The sequence below is a fragment of the Paenimyroides baculatum genome, assembly GCF_008629655.1.
Lineage (GTDB): Bacteria > Bacteroidota > Bacteroidia > Flavobacteriales > Flavobacteriaceae > Flavobacterium > Flavobacterium baculatum.
Genome location: NZ_VWSG01000004.1, coordinates 130751 through 149880, shown reverse-complemented (window position 1 = coordinate 149880; position 19130 = coordinate 130751). Strand labels below are relative to the sequence as shown.

Genomic DNA, 19130 nt, shown 5'->3' with positions numbered 1-19130 from the left:
TTATGCAAACGGTAGCAGCAATATTCACCGCACTTGTGGCACTTGAACATCTTTACATTCTTTGGATGGAAATGTTCGCATGGGAAACAGCAGGTAAAAAAACATTCGGAAAATCGTTACCTCATGAACTTTTCAAACCTACAAAAGGTCTGGCAGCAAATCAAGGACTTTACAACGGTTTTCTTGCCGCAGGTCTTATTTGGTCATTCTTCATAGAAAATGCAGAATGGAGCAGTAACATCAGGTTGTTTTTTCTGGGCTGTGTTGCGGTTGCCGGTATTTTCGGAGCGTTGACTGCTTCAAAAAAAATATTCTATGTACAGGCACTTCCTGCCCTCATAGCAATATTATTAGTACTAATTTCAAAATAAAAAAATGTCGTTAATAGATAATTTAAACTGGAGACATGCCGTTAAAGCGTATGATCCATCAAAAAAAGTAAGCGAAGAACACATCGCACAAATTGTAGAGGCTGCTCGTTTAGCCCCGACATCTTCAGGATTACAACCCTTTAAAGTAATCGTAGTTCGCGATGCCGAAATCAAAGAAAAACTTTCAAAAGGTGCATTGAATCCCGAATGTATGCGCGATGCTTCACATGTGATTATTTTCGCAGCTTGGGATCGATACACCGAAGAACGTATTGATAAAGTGTACGATTTTACAACAGAAGAACGCGGTTTGCCTAAAGGACGATTTGTAAGTTATACCGATAAATTGAAATCGATCTATCTGCCGCAACCTGCCGAACTGAATTTTGCACATACTGCACGCCAAACCTATATTGCCTTGGGATTGGCATTGGCTCAGGCAGCCGAATTAAAGATCGATACCACTCCTGTGGAAGGCTTTAATAATGAATGGGTTGATGAGGTATTGGATCTTAAAAAACACGGATTAAAAAGTGTTTCACTAATGTATGTTGGTTACGCCGATCAGGAAAAAGATTGGGTGGGATCAATGAAAAAAGTACGTATTCCCAAAGAAGAATTTGTAATGGAATTCTAAATAAAAAGCAGATAAGAGAATTTTTCTTATCTGCTTTTTATTTTTTATATAATGATTTGTAACGGCCTATTTCAGCGAATTAAGATACGCATCCAACTGTTTTACGTAATCCATTGCAAAACCAACAACACCTTTTCCTTCCAACTTTTTCTCTTCGTCTTTTGTCATCTTTTTCTGTTTAATGAAACTTTCGGTTTCGTAATTTTTCTGATCAATCAGGTATTTAGCTTCAACAGATAAATCATCAACAAAATAATCGTCGGCAATAGTTTTAAAGTTCATGGCTACTTTTCCCATTGTTTGGCGGTCGTTCTTTTCAAACGCATATTGCTTTTTGTCGGTTAAAAGCTGCGTGTTTACATAAGCAGTTACCAATTTTGTTTTAGGGTCTGCATCAATGGTAATAAATTCGTTGCTTCCTTTTTCAGATATATAATATTGATCACCAATATGTTGTACAGTACTGCTCTGTATCTGTTTTTTTAACTTATCGAAGTTCTTCTTTTCTGCAAAAAAGATCTCACTAACGTGCGCAATGTACTGATACCTTGGTAATTTGTTGAACGATTTATTGTCTTTAACGGCTTCGGTCCATTTAATGGTGTAATTGTTAAAAGAACTGTTGAAAACATTCCCCAATACTAATATGCCGGCAAATGTTTCCAAAGGTTGTTTCTGTTCAGTTAGTTTAAAATCTATCTGATAGTGCTTTTTGCCCTTATTTGCTTTTTTATAGGTGTCAAAAGAATGATCTAAAACTTCTAAAAGTGCCTTGGTAACACTAGCTCCCGTATCAATTACAAGTTCTGCCAACACATCGCCCGATTCATCTGTACAGATTGTTCCTTTTGTGTTTGCCATAGTAATAAGTCCGAAGGTAGGGTGCGATGCTTCAATTTCGGAAACATCATCAGGAATAGTCAATATACCTTGTTCATCGGTATTTCCGATCCATTCTTTCGTAGCAGCATTGTTTACAATGACGTTTTGCAGCAGCGTGTTATCTGCACAATTTTTAAACTGTGTTTGTGCTGTACAAATTGTTTGAGATAGCAGAAATAGGGCAATAACTGTTTTTAAGTTTTTCATTTCTTTAGGGATTTGGTTGGTAATAATCTGTATTGATTTTCATTGAGGAATTAGTTTTTAAGTAGTACCTGTTTTAAGTATAGACGAAAATAAATATAAAAAGGTTGGAAATGATTTTAGATAAAGTTATTAAACATTTATAATCATATGTTTTGTCAGCATAAAAAAACTATAATAATATTAAAATTTTATACTTTATTTGCAGATAATTTTCTGTGTCGTAAGTATTGCTTCCATCAATCCAGTCTTGTATAAATTCTATTATATCCATTTTGTTATTTTGTATTACCTACCAGTTTTTCAGTTTTGGTAAGGAACTTTTCTGTCGCTTCTTCAATATCAATGTTCATTCGGTTAGCCAAAACAGTAAGCCACCATATACATTCTCCCAACTTATGTTCAAGCGCTGTTTCTGAATTAGCAGCAGGCCAACGTTCTTGTTGTGACATAGTATGTCTGCCAACCAAACCAGCATCTGTTAAAAAAGCCAAAGCATCTTCTTCAACAGTCCATTCACTTCCGTGATACTGTCTTTCTAATTCGTGATAGCTTTCGCGTATCTTTTTTGAACGCTCTATAATCTGTTTAAAATCAATTGCTGCCATTTCTATAGTTGTTAAATTGTATTAATAAATGTTTATAGATATATAGTTGTTCTAAATCAGCTTTAAATTGTCTTTGTAGGTTCTGCCGATAGGGAGTTCTTTTCCATTTTTTAAAATAACGCTACGTGAGTTATAACTTTCAATATGATTTTTTAAAACAAGATATGACTTGTGAATCCTAACAAATCCAAGATATTGGTAGTCCTCTTCAAATTTGCTTAAACGCTGTAAAAGTATGTAGGTTTTAAATTGTGAAACAATCTTAATATACTCGCCAAAACCCTCAATCCATAAAATATCGTCAAGACTTACCTTGTTGATAATGTAGTCAGATTTGAACATGATATAGTCTTCAACCTCGTTTTTAGACTGTTTAAAAAGTGCATATTCTTTTGCTTTTTTTATGGCCTTTTCAAAACGGGTGTAGCTTATTGGCTTTATCAGATAATCAATAACATCTAATTCGTAGGCCTTTGCAGCGTGTTCGGGTTCAGCTGTAATAAAAATACACAGAATGTTTTTCTGTACTTTTTGAAGCAGCTCCAATCCGTTGATGTTTGGCATGTTGATATCTAATATCAGTAAATCGACATCGTTCTGGTTAATGAATTCTATTGCCTTTTCCGGATCATTAAAAGTAGAAATCAGTTCAATATCCGATGCTTTCTCGCAGTAATTCTTTATCAGTTCCAAAGCCGGATGCTCATCATCAACACCAACTGCTTTCAGTGAAATCATATTTTGATTTTTAAAACTGAAAAATACGTTTTATTTAGTTCTTTTTGCGTTAAAACATGTTTTTTTGGAAACTCTATTATCAGAACTTTCTCTAAATCTTTCATACCCATTCCTTTATAACCGTATTCGTTTCCGGTTTTATTTTTTGTTGAAACAGAATTAGTTACGCTGAAAACCATCTCATTATCAATAATTTCGAACGAAACATCTATAAACGAATCCTTTTCTGTGCCAATTTCAGAATGTTTCAGGGCATTTTCAAAAAGTGTAAAATAAATGGAAGGGGGAATTTCAAACTGATCCAGAAATTCGTCAGACTGCCAGTGAAATTTTATCTGCAGTTTGTCTTTAAATTTAAGCTGGTACAGTCCTGCAAGTGCGGTAATCATCTCAAATTCTTTACTCAGAGAAATTCTTTTTTTTCCTGTTTCGTAAATAACATATTGCAGCAGCTGACTCAAGTTCAAGATTGCATCTGCCGATGCACTGTTTTCCCTATAACTTCCAGCATAAATATTATTTAGCGTATTTAGTAGGAAATGTGGGTTTATTCTTGATTTTATAAGGGTTAGATCAGTTTCTGTTTTTTCAAATTCCAAATTTTTATAGTCACTTTCAATTAAAAATTTATGTTTTGATATTCCTAAAAAACTGGCAACCAACAACACAATACTCTGCGATGCATAAATGTTTATAAGCGAAAGTCCGTCTGCAGGGTTTACAGATGTTTCTGCCGATATCAGCGGATCAATCAAAATTCTAAGCAATACAGAAAAAATGAAAAGAAGTAAAGCATATAAAATATACTCGGAATACTTGTTGGTTTCATAAAATGCGGGTACCAGTCTAGAATAACATACGTAATAAAGAACGGCGTTTATAGAAACTATAAAAACAATGTTTAAAATACCGTAAAGCAATGTTTGCTGAGTACTTATTTCTATGTAAGAAATTGCGGAAATATAAACAATGCAGAAAATAACATGCTGTATATTAACAAGATTAGTCCATTTTCTGTTCATTAATCCGTTTAATATTTTCTTCTGGAAAAGAAGCCTTAACGCAATTAGCAGAAACAGTATGTTTATTATCAATAGCATATTTTATATAAACTTAAATTAAGTATACTGTAATTTTTATCATTAAAAAATAACTTTTTCGCAGTGTAAAATCATTTGTTTTGTGTCGTTTACTGATTTTTCTTGCAGTTCGCTGAGTATTAAACAGCTTTTTGTATGATTCTCATATTTTAGCTGTCAGTTAAAAATTAAAATCAATTCCTCAAAGTGAACTTACGAATAACATTTCAAGCATTTTTTTTATCACTGTTTACATCTTCCGCATTTTCACAGACCGATAATTTAAACAGTTGGTATCAGTATACGGTTTCTGCAAAATTAAACGAAAAATGGAGTGCCACCGCATTATCTCAGTATCGTTCGTACGATGTGGTTAAAGACGGGCGCCTGTTTTTGGTTTCTGGTTATCTGGAACGAAACTTTAAAAACGGAATTTCTCCGGCTGCGGGTTACATGTTTCTTATTTTGGAACCTTATACAGACGTAATGGAAAAGAAAATCAGATACGAAAACCGCCCGTACCAGCAGCTTACCATAAGAAACAAGATGGGAAACGTAAGTGTAATGCACCGTTATAGGGCAGAAGAACGCTTTTTAACAAATCCCGACGATTTTATTTTAAGGTTGCGCTACCTTATTTCTTTGAAGTTTCCATTGTATAAAAATGATGGAACAGAAGTTTTGTACGGAATTTTTAAAAATGAAATTAGAATGAATGTGGTTAAAGACGAGCAGTTTGACAGTAATAGAATTACTGCCGGCTTAGGAATCAATTTGGGAAAGAACAGTTCATTGGAACTTGGGTTTATCAATCAGGTTGGGGCAGACGATACGGCAAATTATACGGTGGTATCGTTCAAAAACAACTTCGATTTTTCTAAAAACAACGATTAATAATTAAAAAATAAATCTTATGCTTACATTTTTAGGCTTTGCAATGATTATCGTTTTCATGTATCTTATCATGACAAAACGTTTGTTTCCCTTAACGGCACTTATCCTTATTCCTATTTTATTTGCGATTTTTGGCGGATTTGCTTCCGATTTGGGATCAATTATAATGGACGGAGTAAAAAATATCGCACCTACAGGTATCATGCTTATCTTCGGAATTTTGTTCTTCAGTGTAATGATCGATGCTGGTTTGTTCGATCCTCTGGTAAATTTAATTTTAAAAATAGTAAAGGGAGATCCTGTTCGAATTGCCATGGGAACCGCTATTCTGACTATTTTGGTTTCTTTAGACGGTGATGGTGCAACAACTTATATGATTGTAGTTGCGGCAATGCTGCCCTTATACAAAAAAGTAGGTATGAGCCCTTTGGTACTTTCTGCAATTATTATGTTGGGCGGCGGTATTATGAACATTCTGCCGTGGGGCGGACCCACTGCCCGTGCAATGACTACCTTGAAAATGGATGCTTCGGAACTATTTGTTCCAATGATCCCGGTTATGTTGGGCGGAATTATATGGGTGCTTTTTGCGGCATTCTGGTTGGGATTAAAAGAGAAAAGAAAAATAAGCAAACTGGCTGTTTCTCCTCAATATTTTGAGAGTATCGAGACATTGAATACGCAACGTCAGTTAAAAAGACCAGGGTTAATTTGGTTTAATCTGGCGTTGACGATTAGTTTGTTGGTTTCAATGATGCTGAATATACTGCCCTTGGCCGTTTCGTTTATGATAGGTTTCTGTCTGGCATTAATTATCAATTATCCTAAAATGGATGATCAGCAGAAGGTACTGAAACTGCACGCTGGTAATGCACTTTCGGTTGCTTCCATGATTTTTGCAGCTGGTGTTTTCACAGGAATCTTAACGGGAACAAAAATGATGGATGCCATGGCTGCTTCTATGATTTCTGTGATTCCCGATACATGGGGCACCTTTTTTCCGGTAATTACAGCTGTTACAAGTGCACCCTTAACTTTTTTCTTGAGTAACGATGCCTATTATTTTGGAATATTACCTTTAATTACCGAAACAGGATTACATCTGGGAAGTTCAAAACTAGAAATAGGTGCAGCCTCGTTAATAGGTCAGGGTGTGCATCTTTTAAGTCCGTTGGTACCGTCAACATATCTGTTGGTAGGTTTGGCAGGTGTCGAGTTTTCCGATCATTTAAAGTTCACAATGAAATGGGCATTGGGATCATCGCTGGCAATGCTAATAACCGCTATCATTATCGGTTTAATTGGCTTTTAGATAGTATATTTGTGAATATATATGTTGCAGAATATATTCTTGAATAATGATAAAGGAAGATAAATTCAGTCCGAAAAATTCTGGTGTTCCTACACAGAATAAGTTTGTCAGAAATCTGGCAACTTATGTTTTTGTGGCAATAGCTTTGGGAATATTGGTAGGTCATTTTTTTCCTGAAATAGGCATTAAGACAGAGTTTATTGGAACCTGGTTTTTGTATGTTATTGAGCCATTGATCCAACCTTTAATTTTTCTGACGATAATAATTGGGATCGCTAATGTAGGAAATATTCGCAGGGTAGGTCGACTGGGATTTAAAACAATTGTTTATTTTGAAGTTGTTACTACATTGGCTATGCTTTCTGCAATTGGTATGGGGTTTTTACTGCAACCGGGAAAAATTGATAAAAACTATTTGAATATTGCTGAAGCAGGTAGTTATGCTGTATCGAATTTTAATAATGACTGGTTGCAGTTTCTGGTTCTAAACAGACCCTTGCTGCTTTTAATAGTTGCTGTAATCATAGGTTTGCTGCTGAATGTATCTGAAAAAAAATATAAACTGGTTCCACGGATCGAAAAATTCAGAGCAGTTCTTTACAGAATACTCATGTATGTTTTTTATCTTATTCCGTTTGCTGCTTTTAGTGGTATGGCTTATTCCGTTTCTAAATTCGGTATCAACAGCCTACTGCCTTTAGGAAAGCTAGTTGCAGCAACATATATAACAATGGCACTTTTTATAGTGGTCGTTTTCGGACTTGTTTTAAAGCGTTTTAAAATGAGCCTTTGGAAATTCTTAATCAGTATAAAAGAAGAAATACTGGTTGTTTTCGGAACTTCGTCCTCCCGTGCTGCATTCCCCTTAATTGTTGCAAAGCTGGAAAAAATGGGCTGTGGTAAGTTGGTTACGGGCTTTGTGGTACCACTTGGCTATTCGTTTAATTTAACGGGAGCTTCCATTTTTCTACCAATGTCGGTTATTTTTATTGCACAGCTTTATGATATTCCGTTGCTTTTTACCGATATCATATTTCTGCTGTTGGTGTTAACATTTACAACAAAAATTGCTTCAGGTATTCCGGGATCTGGGTTTATTGCACTTTCTGCAACACTTTCCATCTTACATAAATTCCCTATGGAAGGACTGATTTTTCTTTTTAGTATTGATAAATTCATGAACGAAGCCCGAACATTAACCAACTTTATTGGAAATGCAGTTGCAGTTCTGGTGATTTCTAAACTGGAAAATGATTTTGTTCCAAATGAAGAAATCAATATATCAATAGATAAATAAATGTATATACAAGTTGCTAATTTTAAAGAAGATTTTATTTGGTTAAATCAAGTATATAGGTGTCAAAACAAATTACAATATATATGACCTGGTTAAAATTTATTAAGGTACTTAACAACTATTTACAGATGGGCTGGTGAACATGATTGTGGACGAAGGTGACTAGTAGTATTTTGTAATATGTATCAGGTATAAGGATAAAAATGAAGCCGACTATCTTTTATCTTAGGTTTATTGCCTGTCACACAATTGAATGTCTGTACGAAACGGTTTTTCAATTCTGCAAGGTTATATAGTAAACTGTGTCTATGTAAGATTTTTTGGCTTAATTTGTTCAATTAAACAGCTATTTATAAATGTTAAGTATTTGTTGTATGGGTATTAGGTAGTTGTTTTTTATGATGGATAAAATGTAAGCAAAGTTATAGAGTTATTGCTTCAATAAATGTAGAATTGGTATAATCAATTTTTATCTAACTTTTATGTTATTTTAGTTATATGTATTTATCTATTTGAATAATCAATATTAAAAAGAGAATTTATGCAGTATAATTTTGATGAAGTAATTGACCGCCGCGGAACAAATTCGGTAAAATGGGATTTATGCGAGCCTGATGTTTTGCCAATGTGGGTTGCCGATATGGATTTTAAAACCGCAAGCGTAATTACCGAATCGCTTCAAAAAACAATATCAACAGGTATTTACGGATATAGTCTGATACCCGATGCATTTTATGAATCTGTAATTTCGTGGTGGGTAAAACAACATAATTTTACAATTCAAAAAGAATGGCTTTTGGCAACTACAGGTGTTTTACCATCGCTTTCTGCCATCATAAGAACCTTTGTAAAACCGGGTGAAAATGTAATTCTGCAAACGCCGGTTTACAATCATTTCTTCTCAACACTTGAAAATTGCGGATGTAACATTTTACAGAACGATCTTTTGTATGATGATGGTATTTACAGTATCGATTTTGAAGATTTGGAAAATAAGATAGCAGATCCACAAACAAAATTGTTGTTGTTGAGTAATCCGCATAACCCGATTGGCAGAGCTTACGAAAGGGCAGAGCTTGAAAAAATATGCCAGATATGTTCAAAACACAACGTTATGGTGGTTTCAGACGAAATTCATTCTGATTTAGTCTTCCAACCTAAAAAGCATACTCCTTTTATTGAAGTTTCCTCCCAATATGATATAGATGCCATTTCATGCGGATCTCCATGTAAAACCTTCAATATGTCGGCCTTGCCGATTTCGTATCTTGTATCACAAAATAAGGAACTGCTTGATAAAGTTCAGCAAACTTTGGATATGCAAGATACTTTATATCCAAATATTGTGGCGGTAAATGCTTTAATTGCTGCGTACAGTCACGGTGCTATTTGGGTAAAAGATCTTAAAAGTTATGTAGTTGAAAATTATAAATACCTGATTGATTTTTGTAGTGAAAATCTTCTGCATGTAAAAGTTATTCCTTTAGATGCTACGTATTTAGTGTGGCTTGATTTCGGTTTTTTAAATCAAAATGCTGCGCAACTTTCACAAATATTGCTCGAAGAAGAAAAGCTTTGGCTTAATGCCGGTATCATGTATGGAACTTCGGGTGAAGGATTTCTCCGAATGAACATCGCATGTCCGCGTGTATTACTTTTAGAAGGTTTAGATCGACTTAAAAGATTTTACGACAGAATAACTGTTTAATTTTAAAAGTTAATTCCAAAAAAAAAGAGGTTGCAGTATTAAAACTGACAACCTCTTTTATAACCAAAAAAAACACTTATGAACTCCAAATGTAGTACATTTTTTTGTTAGAACAAATAAGTAGTGTGTTTTTTTGAAATATTTTAACTATTTTATTTTTTAATCACGCTTCCCCTCGGCTGGTTGCTTTCGTGCAATGCAATTTCAGAATGAAGAAATTCAGCTGCTGCTGCGGAATCGGCTACTTTTATAGAACTACGTTCTATCATTTCTGCTTCAAAACTTTTTAATACGGTTTCCCTTAATCCTTTTGATCGCCAATCAGATTTCGAGTTTCCGTTTTTGTAAATTGTTCGTGCCAACGCTAATGCGTCTAACAAAGCTTGGTTTGCGCCCTGACCTTTAAACGGACTCATTGGATGTGCTGCATCGCCAATTAGGGTAACCGAACCTGCGTTTTGCAGTAATTCAGCAGATAGCTGCTCGCGGTCATAAACGGGATATCCTGTGATTTGATCTGGTTTTGTTGCCGATAAAATCTGCGGAATAGGTGCGTGCCATCTTGTACGTTTACAAGCTTCTTCTTTTAAGGACTCAACGCCATTTCTATTTAAAATTTTTGCTGCAGCTTCATCTATCGGAAAACTCAATTGCCACATAACCGAATCCGCATCATAAGGCATTATGTAAATGCGCTCGTTACCGTTTGCAGTTTGAAATACGGTAGCAGAATCCAATAATGTCCGATCTGTGTTTTCTATGGAATCCAACTTACAAATTCCTAAAATTACCATGCAACCAAGGTAACGTAACGGAGCTTTTTCTTCGCCGATTATGAGGTTTCTAACGGTACTTCGAATTCCATCTGCACCAATAACCAAATCTGCAGTTTTTGTTTCTATTGTACCATTAAATCCAAAAGTCAAATTTATTTTATTTTGCTCACTTTCGTTAAAATGAAGCAGTTTATGTCCCCATTTTACTGCATCAGTATCTTGTAATTGTTCCATAAGTGCATAGCGAAGTGCTTGTCTGGCAATATGAATATTTGTTTTTTTTGAAGTTTTTTGTTCCGAAGTTTCAAGCCATTTTCTCATTCCCCATTCGGCAACAATTTTTCCGTCAGGTGTATGAACGATATGTTTTGTAGAAACAACCCCATTTTCAAGATTGGAAATTCCGAAGCCTTCCATAGCTTTGCTTGCTTGCTGCAAAGTTAATCCATAACCCTGTGAACGAGCATTAAAACTACTATCACGTTCATAAATGGTAAACGGAATTCCACGCTGTAAACAAGCAACCGCAAGCGCAACGCCACCAATTCCGCCACCGATAATCGCAATATGCGGGAATTCTTCTGTATTGGGAGTAGTTTGATTTTCAGATGAAGTTAATCCAGATCCCGAACAATTTAAGCAAAGTTTTAGAATTATATTTTGGCTTATTTTTTTACGAATACGTTGTTTTTTTTTGCCAGTGCCGTTGCATCCTTTACATATTGTCCAATAAGGTGTTTTGTTTTGCATGTTCACAGTGCACCATAATTTTTAATTGTTCAAAAATAGTAACTATATTTTAAATGGTCTTTACAGATTGATCTAAATAACTTTATTAAATTTGGTAATAAACATAATTTATAATAGATGAAAAAGATTTTATTTATTGCTGTACTATTAGTTATTACAACAGCATGTGCCGACAAAAAAGCAGAAGAAAATTCAGAAAATATAAAATTAGAAACTACAGAAGTTACTTCAGATCCCAAAAAAATGTTGGGAAAAGAATGGGAACTAAAAGAGTTGAACGGCGTGCAGGTTGTGTTAGATATCACGTTTACAAAATATCCCTACATAAAGTTCGAAGATCTTAAAACAGCTACCGGAAACCTTGGTTGCAACGGTTTTGGTGCTAAAGTAGAATTTACAGGCAGTAACAGTATTAAGCTATCTGAAATTACGTCTACAGAAATGGCATGCGGCAATTTAGAAACCGAAACACAGTTTAACAAAGCATTGCAAAGTACTACAAATTATGTTGTATCAGAAAATACACTTTACTTGAATAATAGTGAAAATATTACGGTTGCTACCTTGGAAGTTACAGTAAATCCATAATTTTTCATTGCTTTAAATAAGATTTGATATAGATTTCTTATAAAAAAACAAAAGACTGTCCTTTATAATAAGAACAGTCTTTTTTGATGGATCATACTAAAATAATCTGTTATGTAACGATCTCAATGCTTCAATTTTATAAGATGAAGGGACTAATAGCGAAATATTGTTTTCACTTCCGCCATACGAAATCATTCGGATTGGAATGTGCTTCACAGCTTCGGAAACTATGGTGGCATGTCCGTGATTGTTTTTCTTAAAATCCCCCACGATGCAGATGATTGATTGATCATTGTCTGTTTCAACCATTCCGAAAGATTCTAATTCTTCTATAATTTCAGGCAAATATTCGGTTTGATCTATTGTAAGTGAAACAGCAACTTCTGAAGTGGTAATCATGTCAATCGGAGTTTTGTATCGTTCAAACACTTCGAAAACCTGTCTTAAAAAGCCATACGCCATTAGCATTCGCGACGATTGTATGCGGATCGCCGTAATACCGTCTTTTGCTGCAATGGCAACAATTTGGTTCTGGTTGGTTGTTTCGCCCGAGATTAAAGTTCCTGATGCTTTTAGGTTCATAGTATCAAGCAAGCGCACGGGTACATTGAATTTACGTGCAGGAAATACACTTTGAGGATGCAGAATTTTTGCGCCGAAGTAAGATAATTCGGCAGCTTCATCAAAATTTAAATGAGCAATGGGCTTGGTATTGGGAACATATCGTGGATCATTGTTATGGAAACCGTCAATATCTGTCCAAATCTGAATTTCTTCTACTTGTAACGCAGCACCTAAAAGCGAAGCGGTGTAATCAGACCCTCCTCTACGTAAATTATCAGTTTCTCCTTGTGCATTTTTGCAGATAAATCCTTGGGTAATGAACATATTTTCATGAGGATATTTTTCCAATTCTTTGTTAGAATATTCTCTTATATAATCAATATCCGGTTCGTTTTCATGATCGATAAGCATAAAATCTAAAGCCGAAAGTAATATAGATGAAATTCCTTTTTCTTTTAAATGCAAATGGAACAGGGTAGTAGAGATGATTTCACCTTGAGCCAATACAATTCGTTCTTCTCTTGTTGTGAAATCTGTATTTTCGAAACTGTAAAGTAGTTCAAAAATTTGATCGATAAAAGTATGAGCTTCAGATTTACCTTCTGGGGTTTTGAATAATTCGTGTGTAAATATTCTGTATTTGTTGTAAAGGAAATCGATGTGTTTTCGGGCAGCATTGTTTTCTTTCTTCGAATAAAGTTCTGATAAGGTTACAAGATCATTTGTAGTTCCTGAAACGGCTGATAACACCACAAGATGTTTATCTGCTGTCTGCGATTTGATGATTGGCAATAACTGCTCGATACGCTCCGGACTTCCTACTGAAGTTCCTCCAAATTTTAATACTTTCATAGATTAGGTGTATGTTGTTGAATTATAAACAAAAAAAAGAGCCTGTCGTGATGACAGGCTCCTTATATTATTTGGTTTCTAACCACAGGAAAATGACTCACGATTTGCTACGTAAGTTCTGTTTCTTTCCCTTTTTTAAGTTAGATAATATCATTTCTTATTTTTTGATAGGCAAATATACATTTTTTTATTTGGAAATAATATTACTTTAGTTCAATAAAAATTCCCATACTCTTTACTTCAACAATATCCAAAATCGAATTATATTTGTTATAGAAAAGAAATCACCGCAAATGAAAGAAACCGATAAACATAACGAACGAATTGCCAAAATGGTTTTTGCATCGGTGTATCCGCATTATGTTACCAAAGTGGAGAGTAAGGGTAGAACCAAAGATGAACTTCACAAGATAATAGAATGGCTTACGGGTTTTAACGAAGAAAAGTTACAACAGCTTATGGATGAAAAAGTAACGTTTGAAACTTTTTTTGATCGTGCCGAACTAAATCCAAATGCCGAACTGATTAAAGGCGTTATTTGCGGATATAGAATTGAAGAACTTGAAAATCCGCTGACAAAAAAAGCACGTTATTTGGATAAACTGGTTGATGAACTAGCGAAAGGAAAAGCAATGGAAAAAATATTACGAAAATAAAATATAGAAAAAAATGAAAGCATCAGGAAATACTGTAAAAGAAATTTTAACCAACGTGCCCGAAGACAGGGCAGAAGCTTTTAACAACCTGCACAATGTTATCGTTAAAAATCTGCCTCAAGGTTTTGAAGCTGCAATCAGCTACGGCGGTTTGGGTTATGTGGTACCGCATACGGTTTATCCTGCGGGTTACCATTGTAAACCTATAGAACCGTTGCCTTTTGCAGGCTTGGCATCACAAAAAAAATCAATTAATTTTTACCACATGGGCATTTATTCCGATCCCGAATTGCTGGATTGGTTCGTTGCAGAATATCCTAAACACAGCAAGCAAAAGTTAGATATGGGTAAAAGCTGTATTCGCTTTAAAAAGTTCGATCAGATTCCTGTTGAACTTATTGGCGAATTAATGCAGAAAATGACTGTTAGACAATGGGTGGATCTGTATGAAAGCAAACTAAAAAAGTAAATCAAAAGCAAAATGGATCAATACAAAGAAACTTTTGACACTTGGAATAAGATTGCCGAACTATATCAAGATAAGTTTATGAAGTTGGATTTGTACAATAATTCTTACGATTTTTTTTGCGATACCATTACAAAACCAAATGCGAAGTTGCTTGAAATTGGCTGTGGTCCTGGAAATATTACTAAATATCTTCTGAACAAAAAAGCTGACTTTGATATTTTGGGAATTGATATTGCTCCGAATATGATCGAACTGTCAAAGAAGAATAATCCCACTGCCAATTTTGTTGTTATGGATACTCGCGAAATCAACACGCTTGCAACTAAATTCGACGGAATTATTGCAGGATTTTGCCTGCCTTATTTGTCACAAACCGAATGTCAGGATCTTATTTTAAATTCATACGAATTGTTGAATGAAAACGGCGTCATTTATTTGAGTTTCGTTGAAGGTGATATAAAAGAATCGGGCTTTAAAGTAGGAAACGCAGGCAGGGTTTATTTTTATTATCATAATCTCGATGATTTAAAAGATAAGCTTATCAAAACAAAGTTTCAAGAAATTGAAACTTTTAAAGTTGCATATAAAAGATTAAAAACTGAATCTGAAATCCACACAATTCTTATCGCTAAAAAAATAGCTTAATTTCAGTTACTGATACTTGTCAGCAATTATAATTATTCGGAAATGATACTTCCTCCGAATTTTCAACGCTCTCAAAATCATCCATTTCTAAAAAAGAATAAATTTTTAGAAAAAAAACTATATCTTATCCCAACCTTTCAGGTGTTTTGGTACTCTTTATAAGAAAGATACATTTATATGGATGAAAACCTAATAAACCAATGCAGAAAAATGGATCGTACGTCGCAACGGCAGATGTACGAACTATTGGCTCCCAGATTATATATCGTGTGCAAAAGGTATTTAAAGCAGGATATTGAAATAGAGGAAGCCTTGGCAGATGCCTTTTACACCATTTTTACGAAGATGGATCAGCTAAAAGAAAATGCTGCTTTTGAGGTTTGGGCAAAAAAAATAGTGATTAATCAGTGTTTGCTGGCTATTCGCAGAAAATCGGATCGACAAATTTATGTGAACGATATGACTGTACCGCCTTTTGCTGCAGAAGAAAACGATGCGTTGCTGAACGAACAGGATGTATTGAAACTACTTGATTACCTGCCACAGGGTGCAAAAAACATCTTTTGTTTGTTTGCTATAGAAGGTTATTCGCACAAAGAAATTGCCGAACAGTTGAATGTTTCAGAAGGAACATCCAAATCGCAACTCAATGTAGCCCGTACCAAACTTAAGGAACTAATAGAATTGTATTACAACCAAACACCTGAAAGCTATGGAAAATCAAGATAAAAATATAGAAAAATACTTCCGCAAGCTGTTGGAAGAAAAAGAACCCCAAGCATTTCCGAATATGGATAAGGTTTGGGATAAAATAGAACAGAAATTAGATCAAAAAGAAACTAAAAAAATAATTCCTTATTGGAAATATGCCGGAATTGTAGCGGCGTTACTGGTTTTTGTTTCGGTAGGAATTCAGTTAATAAACACCACGCCCGATAAAGAGAATCTGCCTGATGTGAACGATCAAAGAATTGTGATTGATGAGCAAAAAGGTAAAGAATTTCTTGAGGATCAAAAAAACTCGCAAAAAGATGTTTATGCTTTTGAAGACGTTGAAAAGAAGGAAGAATCAAATGCTATGCAGAAGAAAAATGAATTTCTGCCTAAAAAAGAAGCTGTTTCAAATTCGTCTAAATCAGAAACAAACGATATTAAGTTCACTGATGTTGAAGCTAAAAGTGATCCTGTCGTTAAAGATCAACAAGTAACTACTCAACAAGATTTTAATGACGCTACCGTTGTAGGGCGAGATAATTCACGGAATGAGGAAATATCAAAATTGATTAAGGGAGTTGTAAAAACTCAAGATGGCGATCCTATTCCCGGAGCAACTGTTATGTTAGCAGGAACTAATTTAGGAACAGATACAGGAGTAGAAGGAGAATACACTTTTAACGCAAATAAAGGTGAAAAACTTAAAGTTATTTACGAAGGTTATAAGCCTGTTACATTGACAGTTTCAGATAGTAATGTACTTAATGTGACTATGATTGAAGACGATTCTTATGCTTTGGCTGATATTGTAGTTGACAGTTACCGCACAACATCTAAAGTAGCATCGACAACTGCCGTAAGTACTGTAACATCAAAAACAATCGAAGGTCGTCCGAATGCATCTTTCATTCAAACATTACAAGGGCAGGTTCCGGGATTGAATATTTCTACAGGTTCGGGGCAACCGGCAGCCGGTAATACCTCTGTTATTTTAAGAGGGATAGGTTCAATAAGTGGTAATGTAGAACCATTGTATGTCATTGATGGCGTTCCTGTAAGTTCAGCAAGGTTTCGCGCTTTAGATCCAAAAGATATTGAAAGTGTTATTGTTTTAAAGGATTCAGGTGCAACTGCTATTTACGGAAATCGTGGTGCAAATGGTGTAATCAATATAAAAACACAGGAAACCGATAAATCCAAAAAAAGAAAAAGTAGAAAGCAACGTAAAAAAGAAGCGTTACAGATACAAGAAGCTTTAAAAACGATACAGCCAATCGAAGTTGATTCGGAATCGTATGAGTCTTATCAGGAAAATCTGTTTGAAAGCAGCAGTGTAAATCCCGTTTCCACTTTTTCGATTGATTTTGATAATGCCGCATACACGAACATTCGCCGACTGATTAACAACGGACAAAAAGTTCCGAAAGATGCAGTGCGTGTCGAAGAAATGATCAACTTTTTTAAATACGATTATCCAAAACCACCAGACAATCATCCGTTTTCAATCAATACCGAATACAGTGATTCGCCTTGGAACGAAAATCATAAATTGTTAAAAATTGGCTTGCAGGGAAAAGAAATTCCGACAGATAAATTGCCGAAATCTAATTTTGTTTTTCTGGTTGATGTTTCTGGTTCGATGGACGATGTAAACAAACTACCGCTTTTAAAGGCATCAATAAAGGTTTTGTTGAATGAATTGCGAGATGACGACCGAGTTTCTATTGTCTATTACGCAAGCGGAACGGGTGTTTTGCTTGAACCTATGAAAGCTTCCGAAAAAAACAAAATCATTCATGCGGTTGATAACATGCGTGCCGGCGGAGGAACTTCGGGTGCTGCAGGTTTGGATCTGGCGTACGAAATGGCAGCAAAACATTTTATTAAAGACGGGAACAACCGTATTATTCTGGCAACCGATGGCGATTTTAATATAGGGAAATCGTCTGACAAGGAAATGCAGGAATTGATTGAAGAAAAACGTAAAAGCGGTGTGTTTTTAACCTGTCTTGGTTTTGGAATGGGGAATTATAAAGACAGCAAAATGATTACGCTTTCTAAAAAAGGCAACGGAAATTATGCCTACATAGATAATATTCAGGAAGCAAACCGATTTTTAGGAAAAGAATTTAAAGGTAGTATGTATGCTATTGCTAAAGACGTGAAAATTCAGATTGAGTTTAATCCGGCACATGTTCAGGCGTACCGATTGGTTGGTTACGAAATGCGCAAATTACGAAATGAAGATTTTACTAACGATGCTATTGATGCAGGCGAATTAGGAAGCGGACATACGGTTACGGCTCTTTACGAAGTGATTCCAACCGGTGTGAAAAGTGATTTTTACCAACAACCAACCGAATTGAAATATACCGAAAATAAAGCTGCAGGAACGTATCAGAACGAATTGGCAACAGTAAAGTTCCGCTACAAAAATCCTAAAGAAGATAAAAGTATCGAAACCGTACAAACGATCGAAAATAAATCCACCGATTTAAAAAACGCATCTGCCGATTTTAAGTTTGCTTCTTCGGTAGCTTGGTTTGGTTTGAAACTGCGCGATTCTAAACTGATAACAGATAAAGAAAGCAACCATATTGTGGATCTTGCCAAACAGGGCATAAAAAATGATAAAGATGGATACAAAGCCGAATTTGTTAGGCTTGTAGAAAGTGTCAAGTAGAAAAAATCCCAATCGAAAGATTGGGATTTTATTTTTGGTTTATTTACTGTTAATGCCTAAAGTGTGAATATCATTAAGTTTTATAACGTCGTAGGAATTTGCCTGATTCTTGGCGGCGTTAATCATTGCTTGTGCTAAAACTTCGGTCGATAAAGGTTTGTGCTTTCTAAAAAGCCCTAACATATTAATAAATCGAAGTACTTTTTCCATAACAACTTCTCCTGATCTGTCGGTATTTTTACGTTGCAGCATACCCGGATTAAAAATGGTGGTTTTGTGAAATCGAAGAGCTTGAACAGTATCTTCCAATTCGCCTTTAATTCGAGAATAAAAAATACTCGATTTTGAATTGGCTCCGTACGATGAAACCAAAATAAAATGTATTACATTATTCTCTTTTGCTGCTTTTGCAAAATTATACTGATAATCATAATCAACTTTTCGTTGTGCTTCTTTACTTCCCGCAGCTTTTAAAGTCGTTCCCAAACATGAAAAAGCAACGTCGCCTTTTACAAGATGTTCCCATTCTTCTGGTCGATCAAAATTTACCACATGAACCTTTAATTTATCGTTTGTAGTAGCAATTGGTTTGCGCACAAAAACAGCTACTTCCTCAAAAGTGGTATCGTTAAGTAACTTTTCCAACAAATCTGTTCCGGTGGCACCTGTTGCACCAATAAGCAATGCTTTCATATAATTTTTT

The 19130-nt window shown here is 35.0% G+C and carries 19 protein-coding genes; 12 read left to right on the top strand and 7 right to left on the bottom strand.

Annotated features, from left to right (window positions below):
* Window positions 1-2 precede the first annotated feature (2 nt).
* Both F0460_RS07190 and F0460_RS07185 read left to right on the top strand, forming a co-directional pair.
* Window positions 3-371, top strand: a complete 369-nt coding sequence (locus F0460_RS07190; protein ID WP_150011702.1) for a DUF1304 domain-containing protein — start codon at window positions 3-5, stop codon at window positions 369-371.
* A 4-nt stretch (window positions 372-375) separates the two neighbouring features.
* The gene (locus F0460_RS07185; protein ID WP_150011700.1) at window positions 376-1008 is read left to right on the top strand and encodes a nitroreductase family protein; all 633 of its coding nucleotides are present in this window, start codon (window positions 376-378) and stop codon (window positions 1006-1008) included.
* 66 nt (window positions 1009-1074) lie between these two features.
* Here F0460_RS07185 and F0460_RS07180 read toward each other — a convergent pair whose 3' ends face one another.
* The 4 genes from F0460_RS07180 to F0460_RS07165 form a co-directional block, all read right to left on the bottom strand.
* The gene (locus F0460_RS07180) at window positions 1075-2097 is read right to left on the bottom strand and encodes a hypothetical protein (protein ID WP_150011698.1); all 1023 of its coding nucleotides are present in this window, start codon (window positions 2095-2097) and stop codon (window positions 1075-1077) included.
* Window positions 2098-2372: 275 nt separating this feature from the next.
* A complete protein-coding gene (locus tag F0460_RS07175; protein WP_150011696.1) occupies window positions 2373-2702 on the bottom strand; it encodes a nucleoside triphosphate pyrophosphohydrolase family protein in 330 nt (109 codons plus the stop codon).
* Between the two features lie 51 nt (window positions 2703-2753).
* Window positions 2754-3440, bottom strand: coding sequence for a LytR/AlgR family response regulator transcription factor (locus tag F0460_RS07170; RefSeq protein ID WP_150011694.1), 687 nt, complete (start codon window positions 3438-3440; stop codon window positions 2754-2756).
* Window positions 3437-4540, bottom strand: a complete 1104-nt coding sequence (locus F0460_RS07165) for a sensor histidine kinase (RefSeq protein ID WP_150011692.1) — start codon at window positions 4538-4540, stop codon at window positions 3437-3439. Before F0460_RS07165 ends, F0460_RS07170 begins: the two co-directional genes overlap by 4 nt.
* 186 nt (window positions 4541-4726) lie before the next feature.
* Between F0460_RS07165 and F0460_RS07160 the strand changes: the two genes are divergently transcribed.
* The 4 genes from F0460_RS07160 to F0460_RS07145 all read left to right on the top strand — a co-directional run bounded on the left by F0460_RS07160 (window position 4727) and on the right by F0460_RS07145 (window position 9730).
* Window positions 4727-5413 (top strand): DUF2490 domain-containing protein, encoded by a 687-nt coding sequence (locus F0460_RS07160; RefSeq protein ID WP_223810785.1) that lies wholly within the window; start codon window positions 4727-4729, stop codon window positions 5411-5413.
* Window positions 5414-5432: 19 nt separating this feature from the next.
* Window positions 5433-6725, top strand: coding sequence for a CitMHS family transporter (locus F0460_RS07155; protein ID WP_150011690.1), 1293 nt, complete (start codon window positions 5433-5435; stop codon window positions 6723-6725).
* Between the two features lie 46 nt (window positions 6726-6771).
* A complete protein-coding gene (locus F0460_RS07150) occupies window positions 6772-8022 on the top strand; it encodes a cation:dicarboxylate symporter family transporter (protein WP_150011688.1) in 1251 nt (416 codons plus the stop codon).
* 541 nt (window positions 8023-8563) lie between these two features.
* The gene (locus tag F0460_RS07145) at window positions 8564-9730 is read left to right on the top strand and encodes a MalY/PatB family protein (RefSeq protein ID WP_150011686.1); all 1167 of its coding nucleotides are present in this window, start codon (window positions 8564-8566) and stop codon (window positions 9728-9730) included.
* A 152-nt stretch (window positions 9731-9882) separates the two neighbouring features.
* On the opposite strand, the gene F0460_RS07140 is transcribed toward F0460_RS07145, so the two are convergent.
* The gene (locus tag F0460_RS07140; RefSeq protein ID WP_150011684.1) at window positions 9883-11256 is read right to left on the bottom strand and encodes an FAD-dependent oxidoreductase; all 1374 of its coding nucleotides are present in this window, start codon (window positions 11254-11256) and stop codon (window positions 9883-9885) included.
* 117 nt (window positions 11257-11373) lie between these two features.
* On the opposite strand from F0460_RS07140, the gene F0460_RS07135 reads away from it, so the two are divergent.
* Window positions 11374-11844: an META domain-containing protein gene (locus F0460_RS07135; RefSeq protein ID WP_150011682.1), complete on the top strand. Its 471-nt coding sequence runs from the start codon at window positions 11374-11376 to the stop codon at window positions 11842-11844.
* A 96-nt stretch (window positions 11845-11940) separates the two neighbouring features.
* On the opposite strand, the gene F0460_RS07130 is transcribed toward F0460_RS07135, so the two are convergent.
* On the bottom strand, window positions 11941-13260 hold the full coding sequence (locus F0460_RS07130) for an aspartate kinase (protein ID WP_150011680.1): 1320 nt from the start codon (window positions 13258-13260) through the stop codon (window positions 11941-11943).
* A gap of 293 nt (window positions 13261-13553) precedes the next feature.
* Between F0460_RS07130 and F0460_RS07125 the strand changes: the two genes are divergently transcribed.
* The 5 genes from F0460_RS07125 to F0460_RS07105 all read left to right on the top strand — a co-directional run bounded on the left by F0460_RS07125 (window position 13554) and on the right by F0460_RS07105 (window position 18427).
* On the top strand, window positions 13554-13916 hold the full coding sequence (locus F0460_RS07125) for a DUF2200 domain-containing protein (RefSeq protein ID WP_150011678.1): 363 nt from the start codon (window positions 13554-13556) through the stop codon (window positions 13914-13916).
* 13 nt (window positions 13917-13929) lie between these two features.
* Window positions 13930-14385: a DUF1801 domain-containing protein gene (locus F0460_RS07120; protein ID WP_150011676.1), complete on the top strand. Its 456-nt coding sequence runs from the start codon at window positions 13930-13932 to the stop codon at window positions 14383-14385.
* Window positions 14386-14397: 12 nt separating this feature from the next.
* Window positions 14398-15030, top strand: a complete 633-nt coding sequence (locus F0460_RS07115) for a class I SAM-dependent DNA methyltransferase (RefSeq protein WP_150011674.1) — start codon at window positions 14398-14400, stop codon at window positions 15028-15030.
* Window positions 15031-15207: 177 nt separating this feature from the next.
* Window positions 15208-15759 (top strand): RNA polymerase sigma factor, encoded by a 552-nt coding sequence (locus F0460_RS07110; protein WP_223810784.1) that lies wholly within the window; start codon window positions 15208-15210, stop codon window positions 15757-15759.
* On the top strand, window positions 15743-18427 hold the full coding sequence (locus F0460_RS07105; RefSeq protein WP_223810783.1) for a VWA domain-containing protein: 2685 nt from the start codon (window positions 15743-15745) through the stop codon (window positions 18425-18427). The genes F0460_RS07110 and F0460_RS07105 overlap by 17 nt, the downstream gene beginning before the upstream one ends.
* 39 nt (window positions 18428-18466) lie before the next feature.
* On the opposite strand, the gene F0460_RS07100 is transcribed toward F0460_RS07105, so the two are convergent.
* The gene (locus F0460_RS07100) at window positions 18467-19120 is read right to left on the bottom strand and encodes an NAD(P)H-binding protein (RefSeq protein ID WP_150011672.1); all 654 of its coding nucleotides are present in this window, start codon (window positions 19118-19120) and stop codon (window positions 18467-18469) included.
* Window positions 19121-19130: the final 10 nt, after the last annotated feature.